At 35.8% G+C, this 19813-nt stretch carries 18 protein-coding genes; 2 read left to right on the top strand and 16 right to left on the bottom strand.

Annotation, left to right across the window (positions count from 1 at the left end; translation table 11 throughout):
• Positions 1–158 precede the first annotated feature (158 nt).
• From U8521_RS08515 to tyrS, 6 genes are all read right to left on the bottom strand, one after another.
• A complete protein-coding gene (locus U8521_RS08515) occupies positions 159–1307 on the bottom strand; it encodes a quinone-dependent dihydroorotate dehydrogenase (RefSeq protein WP_334352419.1) in 1149 nt (382 codons plus the stop codon).
• Positions 1307–1942, bottom strand: coding sequence for an orotate phosphoribosyltransferase (pyrE, locus tag U8521_RS08510; protein ID WP_334352418.1), 636 nt, complete (start codon positions 1940–1942; stop codon positions 1307–1309). Before pyrE ends, U8521_RS08515 begins: the two co-directional genes overlap by 1 nt.
• Positions 1942–2634, bottom strand: a complete 693-nt coding sequence (gene pyrF, locus U8521_RS08505) for an orotidine-5'-phosphate decarboxylase (RefSeq protein ID WP_334352417.1) — start codon at positions 2632–2634, stop codon at positions 1942–1944. The genes pyrE and pyrF overlap by 1 nt, the downstream gene beginning before the upstream one ends.
• A gap of 12 nt (positions 2635–2646) precedes the next feature.
• Complete coding sequence (gene pyrC / locus U8521_RS08500; RefSeq protein WP_334352416.1) at positions 2647–3915, bottom strand: dihydroorotase; 1269 nt, start codon at positions 3913–3915, stop codon at positions 2647–2649.
• Positions 3916–3918: 3 nt separating this feature from the next.
• On the bottom strand, positions 3919–4815 hold the full coding sequence (locus tag U8521_RS08495) for an aspartate carbamoyltransferase catalytic subunit (protein ID WP_334352415.1): 897 nt from the start codon (positions 4813–4815) through the stop codon (positions 3919–3921).
• A 259-nt stretch (positions 4816–5074) separates the two neighbouring features.
• Positions 5075–6319 (bottom strand): tyrosine--tRNA ligase, encoded by a 1245-nt coding sequence (gene tyrS, locus U8521_RS08490; protein ID WP_334352414.1) that lies wholly within the window; start codon positions 6317–6319, stop codon positions 5075–5077.
• Positions 6320–6646: 327 nt separating this feature from the next.
• Here tyrS and U8521_RS08485 point away from each other — a divergent pair, with 327 nt between their 5' ends.
• Positions 6647–7225, top strand: a complete 579-nt coding sequence (locus U8521_RS08485) for a histidine phosphatase family protein (RefSeq protein ID WP_334352413.1) — start codon at positions 6647–6649, stop codon at positions 7223–7225.
• Between the two features lie 154 nt (positions 7226–7379).
• Here U8521_RS08485 and yihA read toward each other — a convergent pair whose 3' ends face one another.
• The 7 genes from yihA to rpsO form a co-directional block, all read right to left on the bottom strand.
• Entirely contained in the window at positions 7380–7964 is a 585-nt protein-coding gene (gene yihA, locus U8521_RS08480) for a ribosome biogenesis GTP-binding protein YihA/YsxC (protein WP_334332624.1), read from the bottom strand.
• Positions 7965–8017: 53 nt separating this feature from the next.
• A complete protein-coding gene (gene clpX / locus U8521_RS08475) occupies positions 8018–9265 on the bottom strand; it encodes an ATP-dependent Clp protease ATP-binding subunit ClpX (RefSeq protein WP_135370975.1) in 1248 nt (415 codons plus the stop codon).
• Between the two features lie 138 nt (positions 9266–9403).
• Positions 9404–10690, bottom strand: a complete 1287-nt coding sequence (tig, locus tag U8521_RS08470) for a trigger factor (RefSeq protein WP_334332625.1) — start codon at positions 10688–10690, stop codon at positions 9404–9406.
• A 208-nt stretch (positions 10691–10898) separates the two neighbouring features.
• Positions 10899–12089, bottom strand: a complete 1191-nt coding sequence (gene tuf / locus U8521_RS08465; RefSeq protein WP_135370973.1) for an elongation factor Tu — start codon at positions 12087–12089, stop codon at positions 10899–10901.
• A gap of 205 nt (positions 12090–12294) precedes the next feature.
• Positions 12295–13242, bottom strand: coding sequence for a tetratricopeptide repeat protein (locus U8521_RS08460; RefSeq protein ID WP_334352412.1), 948 nt, complete (start codon positions 13240–13242; stop codon positions 12295–12297).
• A 31-nt stretch (positions 13243–13273) separates the two neighbouring features.
• On the bottom strand, positions 13274–14971 hold the full coding sequence (locus U8521_RS08455; RefSeq protein ID WP_334352411.1) for a ribonuclease J: 1698 nt from the start codon (positions 14969–14971) through the stop codon (positions 13274–13276).
• Between the two features lie 176 nt (positions 14972–15147).
• A complete protein-coding gene (rpsO, locus tag U8521_RS08450) occupies positions 15148–15417 on the bottom strand; it encodes a 30S ribosomal protein S15 (RefSeq protein ID WP_135370970.1) in 270 nt (89 codons plus the stop codon).
• Between the two features lie 214 nt (positions 15418–15631).
• On the opposite strand from rpsO, the gene rpsT reads away from it, so the two are divergent.
• The gene (gene rpsT / locus U8521_RS08445) at positions 15632–15880 is read left to right on the top strand and encodes a 30S ribosomal protein S20 (protein ID WP_334352410.1); all 249 of its coding nucleotides are present in this window, start codon (positions 15632–15634) and stop codon (positions 15878–15880) included.
• A gap of 68 nt (positions 15881–15948) precedes the next feature.
• Here rpsT and holA read toward each other — a convergent pair whose 3' ends face one another.
• The 3 genes from holA to U8521_RS08430 all read right to left on the bottom strand — a co-directional run bounded on the left by holA (position 15949) and on the right by U8521_RS08430 (position 19776).
• A complete protein-coding gene (gene holA, locus U8521_RS08440; RefSeq protein WP_334352409.1) occupies positions 15949–16920 on the bottom strand; it encodes a DNA polymerase III subunit delta in 972 nt (323 codons plus the stop codon).
• Between the two features lie 28 nt (positions 16921–16948).
• A complete protein-coding gene (locus tag U8521_RS08435) occupies positions 16949–19066 on the bottom strand; it encodes a DNA internalization-related competence protein ComEC/Rec2 (protein ID WP_334352408.1) in 2118 nt (705 codons plus the stop codon).
• 116 nt (positions 19067–19182) lie between these two features.
• Positions 19183–19776, bottom strand: coding sequence for a helix-hairpin-helix domain-containing protein (locus U8521_RS08430; protein ID WP_334352407.1), 594 nt, complete (start codon positions 19774–19776; stop codon positions 19183–19185).
• Positions 19777–19813: the final 37 nt, after the last annotated feature.

Here is a 19813-nt window from a genome sequence, read left to right as displayed (position 1 = left end):
ACATAACTACACTCCTAAACTTGCAGCATAAACGCGGAACAGGACATAACTCTTTCCGCTTAAAACAAATGGACCAAGGTAATCGAAGTACAATTACCTTGGTCCATTTGCCTTAATGCTCGAGAGTTGACCATGTCCTGTCCCGCTCTTTTTTTTAGTTATTCCTCATGAAATGAAGCACCTGAATTGGCATCTAATTCGACCTTTTCACTGTCGGCAATATCGGTAACTTCAATATTTTGATCATCTCTGACAGGTGCTTTTGAAACATTCGAATAATCAAGTTTTTCAAGAACCTGATTTTTTGACAAAGACTGATTAATTTTTTCTAATAACAATGGTCCATTGTAAATAAATCCAGTATAAACTTGCACCAAACTAGCTCCAGCTTGTAAAGCTGCAGTTGCATCTTCAGGCGTAAAAATACCACCAGAGAACATAATTGGTAAGTTTGGATATGCTTGATGAATAGCTTTAGTTAAGCTAAGTGACTTCAAGAAAATTGGCTTACCACTCAACCCGCCACCTTCATTTCGATGACTTGATTGAAGTCGATCATGAATAGAACTTGGATTAGAAGCTGTGTTAGTCAAAATCACGCCATCCATCAAACCATCAGTTTCTTTGATCAATTCAATTAGTTCTTCAGCTGAAATATCATTACCAAATTTACAAAAGATTGGTTCTTTAATGTGTAAGTTGTGAATCTTTTGAAGCAATTTTTTTGCAACCGGAATCTCTTGTAAAGTTGTAACGCCTTTTTGATTAGGACAACTTTGATTCAAGGCAATATAGTCTGCAAAAGAATGAATTTCTTGAATATCTTCAACCATTTCATTAATCATTTCTTCACTGGTTAAACCGTGCCCTGGAGCAACACTGATACCGATTGTCGTGTGTTTGGGAGTATTAGCTAAATGTTTGATAGTTTCTTCAACACCTAAGTTATTCAAGCCCATGCGGTTGATAATCGCTTTATCTTCTGGCAAACGAAAAATTCGTTTCTTTTTGTTCCCCGGTTGATTGTGCTTTGTGACACTACCAATTTCTACAAAACCAGCACCTAAAGCACCCAAACTATTGTAGAATTCAGCTTTTTTGTCAAAACCAGCTGCGATACCGATTGGTGAGTCAAAAGTTACTCCTTTGACAGTCACTTTTAAATCAGCACGCTTCTTAGTTTGAAACATCGTCTTTAAAACTTGGGGTGTGCGATTAAACATCTTTAATCCGTTAGCTACTAGATGATGATCAACTTCTGGGTCAACTTTAAAAATTAGAGGACGAACTGCTTTATATAAATCCATTATTTGCACCAACCTTCGGGATTTTTGTACCATTCATGAAGTAACTGAGTATCATCTTTTTCAACATAATCGAGTTCTTGAGCGACCTCAATCAAAGTTGGAAAATCAGTTAGCGTGAATAATTGCATATCTTTTTGGGTAAAATTGGTTTTACTTTCTGGTAAATCATATGAAAAAATTGCGACTGTACCAATTACCTTGGCTCCAGTTTCTCTAACTGCATCGACAGCTTTTAAAATGCTGCCACCGGTTGAAATCAAATCATCGATCAAAACGACCTTGTCACCTGCTTGACAACGACCTTCAATTTGACCTTTTTTACCATGGTCTTTCTTCTTTGGACGAACGTAATTTAATGGTAATTCTAAGGTATTTGCAACTCCTGTAGCGTGAGGAATTCCTGCTGTAGCAACACCACCGATTACTTCAACATCGGGATACTTTTCCTTGATCAAAGCTGCTAAATCGTTCGCAATAGTTTGGCGGAATTTTGGATAGGCAATCGTCAAACGATTATCGGTATAAATTGGAGACTTGATTCCACTGGCCCAAGTAAAGGGTTCTTTGGGACTTAAAGTCACCGCTTTAATTTTTAATAACTGACTTGCAATATCTCTGGCAATTTCTTTATCCATTATTTATTCCACTCCTTATCAATATTCATATAAGCATTCAAACTATTTTTTGCTTGCGTGATGGGACGGCCGACAACAATTCCATCACTGCCTAAACTTCTAGCTTGAGACGGAGTCGCCACTCGTTTTTGATCCCCGACTTGAGCCGATTTAGGTCTGATTCCTGGCGTTATACATAAAAAGTCTTGACTAGTTGCTTCTTTGATCATTGGTACTTCCAAAGCTGAAGAGATCACCCCGTCTGCTCCATTGTCAAAGGCTAATTTTGCCAGATGAGTTACATAATCTTGTGATTTTAATGGAACTTTCAATTCATTGACTAACTCGGTCTGGCCTAGAGAAGTCAGTTGAGTCACTGCCAACAGTTTCGTATTCGAACCAGCTAAGCCAGCTTTGGCGGCCTTGATCATCTCTGCTCCACCACTTGCATGAATCGTTAACAACTGCACATCCCACTTGGCAATCATCTGACAAGTCCGTTTGACAGTATTAGGAATATCGTGCAACTTTAGATCCAAGAAAATATTATAACCACGTTCACGCAAACTTTTTACGAACGGGTAGCCGAATTGGCAAAACATTTCCAGACCAATTTTTAAAAACAATTTCTGATTTTTAGGAAACTGGTTCAAAAAATTTATACATTCAAAATCATCGGCATAATCTAGTGCTACTATAACTGGTTTATCCATTTTTATCCCCCATTATTTGTGTTCGTAGACAGTTTGTCCGTTTACTAACGTCTGTTCAACTTGGCCGAAAACTTTTTGACCAATAAAAGGACTGTTAGTTCCTTTTGACAGAAAATCAGCTTTTTCAATCGTATATTCGCGATTCAAATCAATCATAGTTAAATCGGCGGCCTGACCAATTTCAATCTTACCGGCTTGATTTAAGCCAAAAATTCTAGCCGGATCAGTTGCCATCAAGGCCAGCAATTTTTCTAAACTGATTAAACCCGTTTTGACTAAGTGGGTGTACATCAGTGGAAATGAAGTTTCAATTCCGGTTATTCCAAAAGCACTTTTTTCAAAACCTTGATTTTTTTCACTCTCAGCATGTGGGGCATGGTCGGTAGCAATCATATCAATCGTTCCGTCGGCAATCCCTGCTAGAAGCGCTTGTCGATCCTCTGGTGTTCGTAAAGGAGGATTCATTTTGAAATTAGCGTCATCTTTTTTGATATCGGCATCACTCAGTAACAAATGGTGGGGTGACGCTTCACAAGTAACGTTGATCCCAGCATCTTTGGCCATACGCACTAATTCAACGCTATCTTTAGTTGAAATGTGACAGACGTGATAGTGAACGCCGGTTTCCTTGGCTAAAACTAAATCTCTGGCTAATTGAGAAGTTTCAGCCACTTGTTTGATGCCTGGTAATCCTAGCCTTTGTGAAGCTGAGCCAAAATTGATGACCCCTTTGTTAAAAAGATTTTTATCTTCAACATGCGCTGCCAAATGACTCTTAACATTAGCAATTCTTTCCATAGCTGAATACATCGACTGAGCGTTCATAATTCCGTGCCCATCGTTTGAAAAAGCAAAAGCACCAGCTTTTTGCATTCCTTCGATATCAACAACTTGATCACTAGTTTCGTCTTTAGTTACGGGAGCATATTGATAAGTCTTAATTATGGAATTCTTTTGATTTAATTCGACTTGTTTTGCAAATTTTTCTAAATCATCGGGTACGGGAGTTACATTGGGCATTGCTCCAACGGTCGTAAAACCGCCGTGTGCTGAAGCTTTCGTACCAGTGGCAATAGTCTCTTTATGAACTTGACCTGGTTCGCGAAAATGAACATGAATATCAACTAATCCTGGTGTCACCAATTCATTTTGAGCATCGATTTCTTTATCCACAGGACCGGTATAGCCGATGGCTTTTACTTTGCCATCCTCGATCAATAAATTAGTTTTTTGAAGTGAACCTTGATAAAAAATTTGACCATTTTTAATTAATGTTTTCATAATTTATTCTCCCTTCAAAACTGCTTCAATCATTGCCATTCTGATAAAAGTTCCATTGACCATCTGTTTGAAAATATATGATTTATCACATTCAACAACTTCGTCTGCAATTTCAGCTCCGCGATTAACTGGTGCGGGATGCATGATCATAGCATTTTCTTTCATCAAATTAACTCGACGCATATCTAGTCCATATTGTTCAAAATATTTCTCTTTAGAAAATTCAGCATTTTCTTCTTGTGACAATCTTTCGTGTTGAACTCTTAGTAACATTACAACATCCATTTCTTTACAAAGCTCATCGACTGTCTTATGTGGTCCAATTGCTTGAAATTCTGAAGTATACCAAGCTGGCAAGCCGCCAAAGTAAACCTGTGAACCTAATTGTGTCAAAATCTCTGCATCGGAATGAGCGACTCTTGAATGGCTCAAATCACCGATAATTGCTACTTTCAAACCGTCCAAGCGCTGAAAGTGTTCTTGAATCGTCATCAAATCTAGTAATGACTGTGAGGGATGTTGACCCGCTCCATCTCCAGCATTGATTAAAGGAATATTAAAGTTTTTATTCAATAATTCTTGATAATATTCATCTTGACTGTGGCGAATCACCGCTAAGTTTGCTCCTACACTTTCCAAAGTCCGACAAGTATCGTATAAACTTTCACCTTTTTGAGTTGAAGATTTTCCAGCATCAAAAACGATTTGTTGCATTCCCAGTTTCATTTCAGCTACTTGGAAACTTGATTTTGTTCGTGTACTGTTTTCAAAAAACATGTTAACAGCAAATTTATTTTTCCCAATATCTGAAGTTCGACCATTTTTGAACTCTAAAGCTGAGTTAATAAATTCTTGAACATCTTGATTCGATAATTGTGACATAGAAAGTATATTTTTCATTGTTTTCTCCAAATTAAAAAGGGTAGCTTCTCCAGCTACCCTAAAAAGTTTAGACTTATTCCATAAACCTTTTAGACCTCACTGGATCTGTTTAAAAGTTCCCTAGTTTTTTTAAGTAAACAAAAAACTCCCTATCCCACAAGGAAAGGAAGTTTACACTTTGGCTATAAATGTGTTTAACCTTCCAAGCCTCACAGGACCCGATTAAAAGTTTTCGTTGCAAATAATATAAACGATTTTACCCATTCAGTCAATGGTTTTATTTAATTTTAGCTAAGAAGTACTTCTTCTTACCACGACGAATAACGATGTACTTGCCATCAAATGAATCCTTAGGATCAATTTCTGTCGTTGTATCTGTCAAGCGTTCACCATTGATTCTGATGGCACCATTTTGAATATCTTCACGAGCTTGACGTTTTGATTTATCAACGTTTACAGCAATCAATAAATCAACCAAATTAATTGGTTCATTAGCGATTTCTTCACTAGGAACACCGTGGAAAGCTTCAGCAACTTCTGCAGTTGTCAATTCTCCAATTTCGCCAGAGAAAAGAACGTCAGTAATTTTTTCAGCAGTCTTTAAAGCAGCTTCTCCGTGAACAAACTTAGTTACTTCTTCAGCTAAAGTCTTTTGAGCGAGACGTTTTTCAGGTTCTTTCTTAACCGATTCAGCTAGCTTTTCTATTTCGTCGCGTGATAGGAATGTAAATTTCTTCAATAAATTGATTACATCCTTATCATCTTGGTTGAACCAGAATTGGTAAAATTCATATGGTGAAGTCTTCTTAGCATCGAGCCAAACAGCACCACCAGCTGTCTTACCAAATTTAGTTCCATCAGCTTTCAATAACAATGGAATTGTCAAGGCATAAACTTTGGCATCTTGTCCTTCAGCCTTGTGAATCAAGTCAAGTCCAGCAGTCAAATTACCCCATTGATCACCACCACCGACTTGTAATTGCACGTTGTGTTTGCGATATAGTGTTAGAAAATCAAGTGATTGCAAGATTTGGTATGTGAATTCAGTAAAGGAAATTCCGACTTCGAGTCGACTAGCAATGATCTCTTTGTTCAACATTGTATTGACGTTGAATAATTTACCGTAATCACGCAAGAAATCAAGAATACCGATTTGATGAGTCCAATCGTAATTATTAACCATCGTGAAATTACTAAAAATTCTCTTAGCTTGATTGCTCAAAGCTTCCACATTGTGATCAACTTGCTCCATCGTTTGCATCGGACGTTCAGCTTTTTTACCACTTGGATCACCGATTGAACCAGTTGCTCCACCGATAACGATGTAAGGATGATGTCCTGCTTTAGCGAATCTTTCCAAAGTCATGAATGGCAACAAGTGTCCGATGTGCATTGAATCCCCAGTTGGATCCATTCCACAGTATAAAGAAATTGCCTTTTCATCAACTAATTTACGAAGGCCCTCTTCATCTGATTGCTGATTGATTAATCCACGCCATGATAGTTCGTCAATTATATTCATAATTATTCCTCCTAGAGATCCTGTCTATAAAAAAAGCGTCCCTGCAAATATATGCAGGGACGCTTACGCGCGGTACCACCCAAATTCAAGTACTAAGTACTTGCTCTCTTTATTCCTATAAACAGGATTGCGATTGATAGTTTCGTATTTGATAATTTACCCTGCTTGACTCACACCAACCGTCAATTCTCTGAACACTGAAGTAAATTACTACTTATTTAAAACTATTTATAAATATGATGATACACAGACACCTATTCTTTTTCAAGTATTTTTTAATATCCGAGTCGTATTGTATAATGTAAGTGCTTTTATGGAGGGAATAATATGCAAAAAACTTTATATCTGATGCGTCACGGTCAGACACTTTTTAACGTTTTAGAAAAGATTCAAGGCTGGTGTGACTCACCTTTAACCCCAAAAGGTATCGAACAAGCTAAACGTGCAGGAGAATATTTTAAAAAAAATCAAATCCATTTCGATGCTGCCTTTTGCTCAACTGCCGAAAGATCCAGCGATACTTTAGAACTCGTTACTGACATGCCTTATACCAGACTAAAGGGATTACGTGAGATGTCTTTTGGTAAATTTGAGGGTGAACATGAATATCTCAATCCCAAGATTACTGATTTTAATAAGCAATATGGTGATTTCTTCGTTCAATACGGCGGTGAAAGTGCCCAACAAAATAAAGATCGGGTCAGAAAAACCATTACCGACATCATGAATCAAGACAATCAAACAGTTTTAATTGTTAGTCACGCTGGTTCCATCATGAATTTCACCGGCCAGTTTACCGATATTGAAAAAATTAAAGATTCTGGCTTTGGCAATTGCAGTATTTTGAAATTTACTTACGATGATGATCAGTTCCATTTTCAAGATATTGTGAACTTTAAAGACTAAATGTTGTAAATTGCCATCTTTCAGAACAATCTAAATAGAGAATTTTATTATTTTTCCTTATTAATTCAAAAAAGAAACCATACTAGTGAAATGTCATTCATTAGTACGGCTTCTTTTTTCTTCATCATTAATTAAAGAATAAAACTTTAAATTATTAGTTCATATGGTTTTCGATCCAATCCCAAACTTGATCTTTGCCATACTTAGTTTCAGAACTGAACAATTGTAAATCATCAGTTTGATTTAATTCCATCGTCTTTTTAACTTGACTGATGGTTTTATTCCACTGATTACCTTTAATTTTATCCATCTTTGTTGCGACTATCAATGTTGGGATATGGTAATAGCTAACGAATTGATACATCGAGATATCATCGTCGCTTGGTTTGTGACGGCCATCGACCAAGATCACTACCCCTTTTAAAACTTGGCGAGTTGTCAAATACTCTTCGATCATTACGCCGAATTCTTCACGTTGTTTCTTAGAAACTTTAGCAAAGCCATAACCGGGAACGTCAACTAAATATAATTGATCTTCGATATTGTAAAAGTTCAATGTTTGAGTTTTACCCGGTGTACTGGACGTTCTCGCAAATTTTTTACGATTAATAAGAGTATTTATCAAAGATGACTTTCCGACGTTAGAACGGCCCAAAAGGGCAATCTCGGGATATCCTTCATCTGGATACTGTTTTGAGCTTACGGCACTCAAATTCATCGATACATTATTTACCTGCATAATTCACCTCAATATAATAATTTAATTTTACCATAAACAAAAAAAGCTGCCCACTAGGCAACTTCTCCGTTTTTAAGAATCAATTCTGGTTCTTTAATTTTTCTAACTGCATCTTTGGTTACTTTAACACTTTCAACGTCATCACGTCCCGGGACTTCAAACATTGTATCAAGCATCGTCTCTTCAACGATTGATCTCAAACCACGAGCTCCTGTGTTTCTTTCAATTGACATCTTGGCAATCTCTTTTAGAGCACCATCGGTAAAGATCAAGTTAACACCATCAAGACTCATTAATTCCTTATATTGCTTGATCAAAGCGTTCTTTGGTTTTGTTAGAATCTCAACCAAATCACTCTCTGTAAGCTTTTCAAGGGCTGTAACGATTGGAATACGACCAATGAATTCAGGAATGATTCCAAACTTCATCAAGTCTTCAGGGATAATTTGTTGCATCAAACTCTTTTCTTCAGCCACATTAGCCTTTTGTTCAGCACCAAAACCAATTGTCTTATCACCTAAGCGATTTTTAACAATTGTTTCGATTCCATCAAAGGCACCACCAACAATAAAGAGGATATTAGTTGTGTCGATTTGAATCAATTCTTGTTGAGGATGCTTTCTTCCACCTTGTGGTGGCACACTAGCAATCGTTCCTTCAAGAATCTTCAATAGAGCTTGTTGAACACCTTCACCCGAAACATCACGAGTAATAGAAACATTTTCACTCTTTTTAGCAATCTTATCAATTTCATCAATATAGACAATACCATGTTCAGCCTTGTCGACATCGAAATCAGCATTTTGCAAAAGTTTCAAAAGAATGTTTTCTACATCTTCACCAACGTAACCTGCTTCAGTCAAAGTTGTAGCATCAGCAATAGCAAATGGTACTTTCAAAATACGAGCTAAAGTTTGAGCCAAGAAAGTCTTACCTGAACCAGTAGGTCCAATCAAGGCAATATTACTCTTTTGTAATTCTGTTTCACCATCTTTAAGATGTTCCATCTTGTTAATTCTCTTATAGTGATTATAAACAGCGACTGACAACGCCCTCTTCGCGTCAGTTTGACCAATCACGTATTCATCAAGAATATTTTTAATTTCTACAGGTGTAGGAATGTTATCTAGATCCATTGGTGTTGAATCACTCAATTCTTCATCAATGATCTCTTTACATAAGTCAATACATTCATTACAAATATACACACCTGGTCCAGCGACAATTTTCTTTACTTGATCTTGTGTTTTACCACAGAACGAACAGCTAATCGTGCCAGTATTTTCTGTACTATCAAACATAGTTATTCTCCTTCAATAGTTCCAATTACTTTGAAAGTCTAGCATTGTAATACACACTAGTAAAGTAATTAGTTTGAAGCTACCTTTTTAAAAAAAAAGGAAGCCCCACGGCTTCCTATATTCTAATTCAAATAATTACTACTTTTCAACAGCTGAATCAACGATCAATTCGATTGCTTTCTTAGCGCCGATATCATGAGCTAACATGTCATCGCTAAGTGCATTTCTTACGGCTGATTCTTCCATCTTGTATTCGTCAGCAAGTGACTTAACTTCTTCTTTGATTTCGTCTTCAGTTGGTTTGATGTTTTCCTTAGCAACAATTGCTTCGATAACTAAATCAGTCTTAACACGTTCTTCAGCATCCTTAGCAAATTGCTTTCTCAAACTAGCTTCGTCTGTACCTGTCATTTGATAGTACAACTTAGGATCGATTCCTTGACGACGTAAGTTTGCTAAGTATTGGTTCAATTGATTATCAACTTCTGTGTCGATCATTGCTTGTGGAATTGAATCGATCTTAGCATTCTTAACTGCACCAGAAATTGCTTCTTCTTGAATGTTTTCTTCAGCAGTTTCCTTCTTTTGTTCCTTGATTTCGTCATGAAGCTTTGTCTTCAATTCTTCAAGAGTATCAACGTTTTCGTCAACATCCTTAGCAAAATCATCATCTAATTCTGGAAGTTCCTTTGACTTAACTTCGTGGATCTTTGTCTTGAAAATAGCTTTCTTTCCGGCTAATTCTTTTGCTTGGTAATCTTCTGGGAATGTAACGTTAACGTCAACATCTTCACCAGCAGCATGGCCAACTAATTCATCTTCGAAGCCAGGGATGAATGAACCTGAACCAAGTTCTAGTGAGTAGTTTTGAGCACTGCCACCGTCAAATTCTTTACCATCAACTGAACCAACATAGTCGATAATAACCGTATCACCGTTTTCAGCTTTACCATCTTTAAGAACCAATTCAGCTTGTTGTTTACGTAGGTTTTCTAGACGTTCTTCAACGTCAGCCTTCATAACATTACGCTTTTGTTTCTTAACTTCGATACCCTTGTAATCACCAAGTTCTACATCTGGTTTAACAGTAATTGTAGCTGTGATTGCCCAAGGTTTATCCTTTTCCATTGATTCAACACTAATTTGTGGTTGATCAACAGGTTCTACTTTTGTTTCGTCAACAGCATTTTGATATGCATTTGGTAATACAGCATTCAATGCATCTTCGTACAATGCTTCTTCACCATACATACGGTTGAAGATTTGACGAGGAACTCTTCCTTTTCTGAATCCAGGAACGTTCAAACTCTTTTTAACACGATTAAAAGCAGTATCTAAACCTTTTTTAATTGTATCTTGGTCAATTTCAAATTTTAATTCACCAGTATTATTTTCTTTTTTTGTAAATTTAGCCTTAGCAGACATTTATATTATCCCTCCGGTATTTCAACAATCTCATACTTTGTAATATTACCTTAAAATGGTGATATTGTAAACATTCGACGTGATTAATAGCTGTTTTTAGACATCATTTGTATATTATATGACACTTTACGGCATTTTTAAACATTTCAGCCATAAAAAAAAGAGCTGGATTAACCAACTCTTTTTATTAATCATTACCACTTAGAAATTAGTCTAAGATTTCTGTAACAACTCCGGCACCAACAGTACGGCCACCTTCACGAACAGTAAATCTTGTACCATTTTCAATAGCAACTGGAGCAATCAAGTCAACTTCGAAAGTAACTTGGTCACCAGGCATAACCATTTCTACACCATCTGGTAGTTCAATAACACCAGTAACATCAGTTGTATGGAAGTAGAATTGTGGACGGTAGTTTGAGAAGAATGGAGTATGACGTCCACCTTCTTCTTTACTCATGATATAAACTTCACCCTTGAACTTGTTGTGAGTTTGGATTGAACCTGGCTTAGCAAGAACTTGTCCACGTTCAACTTGGTCACGGTTAATACCACGTAGTAAGATACCAACGTTATCTCCGGCTTCACCAAGATCCAATGTCTTACGGAACATTTCTAGACCTGTAACAGTTGACTTTTCAACTTCTGGCTTCAAACCAACAATTTCAACTTCGTCACCGATCTTAACTTCACCACGATCGATACGACCAGATGCAACAGTACCACGACCAGTGATAGTGAAGACATCTTCAACAGGCATCATGAATGGCTTTGTATTATCACGTTCTGGTGTTGGGATGTATTCATCAACAACATCAAGAAGTTCTTCAACGTGTTTAACTTCTTCAGGGTCTCCTTCAAGAGCCTTCAAAGCTGAACCACGTACTACAGGAATGTCATCCCCTGGGAAATCGTATTCTGATAGAAGTTCACGAACTTCCATCTCAACTAGGTCAACTAGTTCTGGGTCATCAACAAGGTCAGTCTTGTTCAAGAAGACAACGATGTATTCAACACCAACTTGGCGAGCAAGCAAGATGTGTTCACGAGTTTGTGGCATAGGACCATCAGTAGCAGCAACAACAAGGATAGCACCATCCATTTGTGCAGCACCAGTGATCATATTCTTAACGTAATCAGCGTGTCCTGGAGCATCGATATGTGCATAGTGACGCTTTTCAGTTTCGTATTCAACGTGAGCTGTGTTGATAGTAATCCCACGTTCCTTTTCTTCTGGGGCCTTATCGATATCAGCGTAATCTTCAGCCTTAGCTAAACCTTTGTCAGCCAAGATCTTTGTGATTGCTGCTGTTAAAGTAGTCTTACCGTGGTCAACGTGACCAATTGTCCCAATATTTACATGGGGCTTTGTTCTCTCATAATGTTCTTTTTCTGCCATTACAAAGAATCCTCCTAAAATTTCATTTCATAAGATTGATCCAAAGAAAATGTTCTTTAGACGACTCTTTACTGAAAAATTATACTACTTTCAGAGGTGAAAGCAAATCAATTCAACGCAAATCACCGACTAAAAATATACTCTTTGGATTATACGGGGAGTAAACGAAATTGTAAATACTCAAACCGAAAAAAGTTCAAATAATTCACTCCTGAAAGGCGTTTATTAATTTATCGAACCTTTTTAGCCATTTTTTTACGTCTTCTAACCCCTGATTATCACTTATCTGTGATTCATCCACTAAACCATACCGTAAAAGCATGGCATTTGTCCAGAGTCTCGGCTCTTTTATTATTTCATGACCAAACGGATAGACAAAAGCCGCATAGAGAGAAAGTTCTCCCTTAAAATTATCTAGCTGTACTTCATCAGTATCCGATAGCAATTTTTCTAATTCGTCGCACATTTTCAAATAGACATCAGTTGTCATAATAGGCATTAACTTACTTGGATTGCAAGTTTTATTTTTGCCATAAAAGTTTATATCCAACTCTTCATCAAGTCCAAGCTTCAATAAATTTTCCAAAACTTCACTCTTCAAAAGCGGATGTAGCAAGGGATTGACCAATAAAACTTTAGCAATTTTCACGTAGTCGTTCCTTGTGAACTGACGCAAACTACGTAACAGTTGAATTTGATTTGGTGTCGCATCAGTTACAATCGAATAGACCTGTTTTTCTAATTTTTCTTTTTCAGGTTTAAAAGATCGTTCATGTCGATCCTGAGCAACTTCAATTCGCTTAGTTACTTCACCAATAAATTCAGGCTTAATGTGAGGCAAATCCTCAATTTGATAAAAATTGAGCATCTGATTAGCCAATAAAAAGTCATTATTTTCTAAAATAATATCTACAGCTAATTTAGCCGTTTCGACTTCACTGAGGTAATAATTAAAATAATCTAAAATTACTGCCTCAGCATCTCCTGGTCTTTGTTGGTTCAACAAAGAAGCAGCCAACCCCTTATTAATTGAGAATGACTGCTGCATTGCATACGCTTGAGTATATAAATCTACCGCATCAGACCAACTTCCTTGTTCAAAGGCCTCATCCGCTTGATCAATAATTCTTTTTAGATTATCTGAATCGTTCATACAATACCTCAACAATATTCGTACTAGTTAATTATTTTTTAGCCTTACGGTGTCTGTTTTGATTAACTTCCATAATGACAGGAAGAATAACAGGGTGACGATTTGTTTGTTCATACAAGAAATGATTCAACTTATCACGAACACTTTGTTTCAAATCAGACCAATCAAAATCTTTGCTATTTTGCATGTAGTCAACAATTGTTTTGACAATAATATCAGAGCTCTCACTCAATAAGTCTCGACTGGCACGCATGTAAACAAAGCCACGAGCCGTTATTTTTGGTTTAGCAACGACTTTTTTCTTTTTACGGTCAATTGTAGCTACCGCAATGAAAACGCCGTCCTCAGCCAGTAATTCACGGTCACGTAAAACAATACTACCGATATCACCGATACCTTTACCGTCAATCATAGTATCGCCAGCATCAACACCCTTAGCTAAATAAAATTGACCATTTTCATAATTAAGGACGTCACCCTTTTTAGTTAGGAAAATATTTTGATATGGTATGCCAGTTTCATGGGCAATTCTAGCATGTGCGTCCAAAAGACGATATTCCCCTTGAATCGGAATAACATTTTCAGGATTCAAAAGATTGATCATCAATTGTAAATCAGATTTATTAGCGTGACCTGAAGAATGCTTATCATCACTAAGAGCCTTGACTTCTGCTCCAGTGCGATAAATTGCATCACGAGCTTTAGCTACTGTCGTATCCATAGCGTGTGATGGCGTAGTTGCAATAAAGACTAAATCGCCTTCTTCAATTTGGAACTTGGTCTTAGCTGGTGGATTAGCCATTTTACGTAAAACTTTGACTGGCTCACCCATCTTACCTGTTTCAACTACAACGAGCTTGTTTTTGTCACAGCTCTTTAAATCTCTAGGCTTTAAGAGTAATTCTTTATTTTTGATCTTCAAATAACCTAATTTCATTGCCGTTTTGACAATTTTTTCAGCATCAGTTCCGGACAAAAAGACGTGGCGACCTGTCTTATCTGCAGCATCTAGAACTTGTTGCATTCTTTGAATATTTGAAGCAACTTGAGCTACAATGATACGACCATTGTGATAACTAAAAGTATCTAAAATATATTCATAGATATCACGCTCACTAGAATTTTCGTAAGGAGATTCTGCATTAGCCGAATCACTCAACAAAGCGAGAACTTTTTCGCTACCAATTTTAGCAATGCGACCATAATCAGTCTTATAAACTGGAACAGCAGCTTGATCAAACTTGAAATCGCCAGTATAAACGATTTGTCCTTCATCAGTTTTAATAACAATTCCTAAAGAACCAGGAATCGAATGGGTTGTTTTAAAGAATGAAACAGAAGCTTGTTCAAAATCGATAGCCGTCGTTTCATCAATTACATGAAAATCATTAAACTTGCGACTGCGATTATCATTCGAACAAACAATTTTAGCTAATTCAATTGTCATCTCTGAACCAAAGACGGGAATATCATAGTCACTAACCAAATAAGGTAAAGCGCCAATTGCGTCTGCATGTCCATGAGATAAGAAAATACCTACAACTTTGTCGATATTTTTCTTAATATAAGTCATGTCTGGAACCACAACGTCGATTCCATATAAATCGTTATCTGGATATTGTAGCCCAATATCAAGAATAAAGATTTCATCGTTTACTTCTACCGCGTACATATTCTTTCCATTTTCACGTACGCCACTTAACAAAATTATTTTAATTTTTTTGCTCATTTTCATCTCTCATTTCATTAAAATAGCATAGATCATAATATTCTATTGTGATTTTGAAGTCTTTTAAGACTATTTAAGCTATACCTGTTTGCTATTCTACCATACGAAAGCGGATTATTAAAAATTAAGCCAAAAAAAAAAAGAAGCTCCATTGCTGGAAACTTCCTCAATCGATATTAACGACGTAGACCAAGTGACTTGATCAATTCACGGTAGCGTTGAACATCTTTGTTACGTAAGTAAGCCAAAAGATTACGACGGTGACCGATTTTCTTCAATAGACCAACATATGAGTGGTGGTCCTTCTTGTTAACTTTCAAGTGATCATTTAGAGAATTAATATCATATGTTAATACAGCAATTTGTACTTCTGGAGAACCTGTATCTCCATCTTTACGAGCATATTGCTTGATAATTTCGTTTTTCTTTTCTTTTGAAATAGCCATTTCATTCACCTTTTCCTTATATATTTAGCCAAACTATGTCTGCGTTGGTGATTCGTCAAACAGAGCATGGTTAACACATTTAAATAATTTACTACATTTTGGACATTTTTGCAATACTGAAAAAAAAACGACAATTTATTGCATTGATAATGCTATTTATGTATAATTCTATGTATTGAGTTTTAAGCTTACTAGGTAATCGGAGGTGAAATTGATGCCACAAATTAAATCAGCTATGAAACGTGTAAAGACAGCTAACAAAGCTACTCTTCGCAACAATTCACAAAAGAGCGCAATGCGTTCAGCTATCAAGAATTTTGAAACTTCAGCAGCTAACAACGCTAACAACAAGGACGATATGTTCAGAACAGCAGTTCGTGCAATTGATATGGCTAAAGCAAAAGGTCTTATCAAAGCTAACAAAGCTGCTCGTGATAAGTCAAGACTTGCAAAACTAAACTAATTTAAGTAACCTTATGGTTGCTTTTTTATTTGCTAAAAAGGAGCTCAGTTTAACTGGGCTCCTTTTTTTTACGCAAATTTGGCAATAAAGAGGTCAAAAAGTAATTCTTTATCCCCTTGACCTGATTTAACTTGATAATCTAAATTCACTAAATCTTGATACATTTGCGTCAATTGTTGCAATTTTAAAGATCTCGCTTGTCGGTGTGACAGTTTAACTCGGTATGGATGCAATCGTAAGTTTTTTGAAATAGTTGCTTCAGTCAATCCTCGCTCCGTTAAAACTTTGACTTGAATCAACAGCCGAACTTGTGAAGTCAAAATGGCTATCAATAAAATGGGATCAATTTTTTGTAGTAAGAATTGACGATACAATTCTTCAGCCTGATAAATATTTTTTCGTAAAATTTGATTCATCAAATCAAACACATTATCTTCCAGTGACTGTGGCACTAATTCCGACACAGCTTTTTGATCAATCACTTTAGTTTTCAAAGCGTATAACTTCAATTTCTCAAGCTGATTAACAATTAATGAGTAATTTGATTTAGTTTTATTGACTAACAGATCTAATGCTTGTGGCTCAATTTGGTAATTATCCTTCTGCAAACTCTGCTGGATAGCCCGATTCAATTGAGGACCTTCCATTTGTCCGGCATCAATTGGAATAGCTAATTTTTTTAATTGTTTAACCAATTTTTTTCGCGCATCCAATTTCTCATAAGTTGCAAAAATAACCAGAATAGTCGATGGAGTTGGATTTTGAATATACTTCAACAATAAGTCAGTATTTTGGTCAACTGCATTTTTAACTTTTTCCGAGGTCAAGAAATATGGATTTTGAGCGAAAACTAATCTTCTTTCACCAAAAAAAGGTGCTGAAATGGCTTCATTGATCATATCTGCAAGCGAAACCTCTTCCAAGTCAAAACTGGAAAAATTCATATCCCGTTCTTCTGATGTCATAATTTCTTTAAAGGATTTTTGAATATTTTCAATAAATACTTGCTCTTGACCGGTTACCAAGTATACGTTATCCAAATTCCCCTGTTTTAAATTTTTCTTTAATTCAGTTATCCTCAAACAAGTCACCCTTTAAAAAAGTTGTTATTTCTTCTTTATCATCGAAGAAATTGTAATACCAAGATATCATACCATATTCAGCCGTATTTAAATATTTGACTTGATGCTTTTCTAACCGTTCTAAGGTCTCTTTATTAGGATGTCCGTAACGGTTATTGACACCTGCCGAAATGAAACCAATTTTTGGCTTAGTGGCTGTTAATAACTCATCACTAGTTGAAGTTTTAGACCCATGATGACCTAATTTTAAGTAATCTACTTTAAAATGATAATCCTTTAAAATTTTCTTTTCAGAAGCAATATCTAAATCCCCTGTAAATAACCAACTCTTATCCTTAATTTTAGTTAGAAGCGTTAACGAATCCTTATTCTCACCTAAGCCTTTATTTTTAGGCCACAAAACTTGGAAATTAATGGCATCGTTAATTACATCCCCTTGCTTCCGGCCAACAAATTTTATCTGCGGATATTTTGTTATTAAAGCTTTGATTCGCTTATTTTGTTCCAAACCGAAACCAAAATTAACTTCACTAACCGGAAATTTAGCCAATAAAGTTTCCAAATTGCCAATATGATCTTGATCTTTATGCGACAAAAATAACCGGTCTACTCTATCGATCCCCTTAGACTTTAAATATGGGATCGTACTAGTATCTACTTGATTAAGTGACTCATGCTGAGTCCAAGGTTTTGAATTAAATTTCACTTTACCACCCGTATCAATCAAGTAAACTTTTCTTAAAAAAGGCGTTGTTAATAAAATACTGTCTCCCTGTCCCACATCAATTATATTCACGCAACCAAATACTGGAAACTTATTTAAACCCACACAAACTAACAGTAATATGACGTACTGAAATAAATACTTGTTAAAGATAGTCTTACTCTCGACTAAAAATAAACTGATTATCAGTAGAATAATTACAAACCAACTGGATATTTGTCCTGTCACAAACATAAAATTAGGATCACTGGCAAAATAGTCTAATAATGAATACATCTTTTCAAAAATTTCGTTAACAAATCGCCAAAACGACCAATGAACTGTGAGAGCCGATAGCAACGTGATCGGTAAAATCAAATAAGAAAAGATTGGAATAAAGATTAAATTAACTAAAAGTGTTAACCAGTTTATTTGGTATGTGTAATAACAAATAATTGGTAAACTGACTAAATTCATTTTTAAAGTGGCTTCAAAAAAATTAGCTCCTTGATATAAATAAAGGATTGCAAAAGCTAATAAAAAGCTCAATTGTCCGCCCATTTCAACGATTGCAAAAGGATAAATGAATAAACAGATCAGCATTGTGATACTAAAGAGATCCAAGCGACTGATAGCAATGCTCGCTTTTTTAACAATTATTCCAACCATCACCAAAACAATTGCTCGCCAAATACCACTTTTTGAACCAACTAATAATCCATAGCATGGCAAAACCGTCAACATGGCTGTCTCTACCCACTCACGTGGAATTTTCAATAAAGAAGTTATTTTGACCACAATCGTTAAGATGATCAATACGTGTAATCCGGACAGACTAAAAAGATGAATAATTCCTAGTGAACTAAGTATCTTTAAAAAGTCTTTGTCCGAAGATTGTGTATAGCCGACAATCAAACTTTGGGCGTGAATTCTCAACCATTTTGGTAATTGATTTAAATTTTTGATAATTTGTGTTCGTAAAACATTTATTTTATCGAATATTTTAACGGCTGTAATTTTTTCAATCGAGTTAAATTCTTTAACCCGAACTCGATAAAAGATACCCTTATTAGCTAAATACTTACCAAAATTAAATTCTGCTGGATTTCTTGGACTATCGATTGTTTTGACTTCTTCAATATTTGGTTTTACTGTATACATCCCTGAAAGAGTTTGCCAATTCTTTTGTTCCGATTGACTCTTTAATCGATAATTAAAACGCACTACTTGATTTTCTAGATGCATTTGTCCACTAAGACTATCACCATTAATAGAGATTTGATCTGAAAAAATTACTGCTTGATTTACATTAGGCTTATTGGGAACTTGAAATGTCTGTAGTCGAAAAGAAAAAACGGTAGTTAATAGCACTATCCAAATAACCATCGACCAATTTTTCAAGAAGGCAATCCTAATCCCCAAAATAATTAAAAATATCAGCATGACTTTGGAGCCAGTCAGAAAGCCTAACCAAATTGCTATAAATAAAGTTAAAAAAAATACTTTACCTTTCATAATTAAACAGTCAATTGATCTTTTAGTTTTTCAATGGTTTTCTCTCCAAAACCTGAAACTTTTTTCAGATCATTTAAATCTTTGAAATCACCATGTTGTTCACGAAAAGCGATAATCTTTTCTGCTTTTTTAGGCCCCACTCCAGTAACTTTTTTAAAATCATCAACTGAGGCCGAATTAATATTGACGGCTTCTTTTTCTGAAGTTCCAGAAACTGTAGCCTTTTTTTCGTTTTTACTAGGAACATAAATCTGCATTTGATCCTTTAGTCGCTTAGCCTGATTGATTTGCCTTAAATCTGCGTCATTTTTCGTCCCTCCGGCCATTTGCAGAGCATCTAAAACAATCGTTCTGTCTTTCAAGTGATAGACACCTGGCTTTTTAACTGCTCCTTGAACATCCACGACGATAGTTTTTTCAGCAGATTTTATTTCTTCTTTCGAAGCTGATTTTTTATCGGCCAAAACTTGCGTTCTAACAGGTTCATTATTTACTGGTTTTCTATTCCAAAGAAAATAGCCACCAAAGATTAATGCCACTAAACAACCCAAAATAAGAATTTTATTTTTTTGGAATAATTGATAAACTTTTTCCATTTTCAATCACCTCAAATAAAATTACGCAAAAAAAATA

It is taken from the genome of Companilactobacillus miaonis (assembly GCF_036913615.1).
In the GTDB taxonomy this organism is placed as follows: domain Bacteria; phylum Bacillota; class Bacilli; order Lactobacillales; family Lactobacillaceae; genus Companilactobacillus.
Note: the sequence above shows the minus strand (reverse complement) of the source record. Positions and strands in the feature narration are given on the sequence as shown.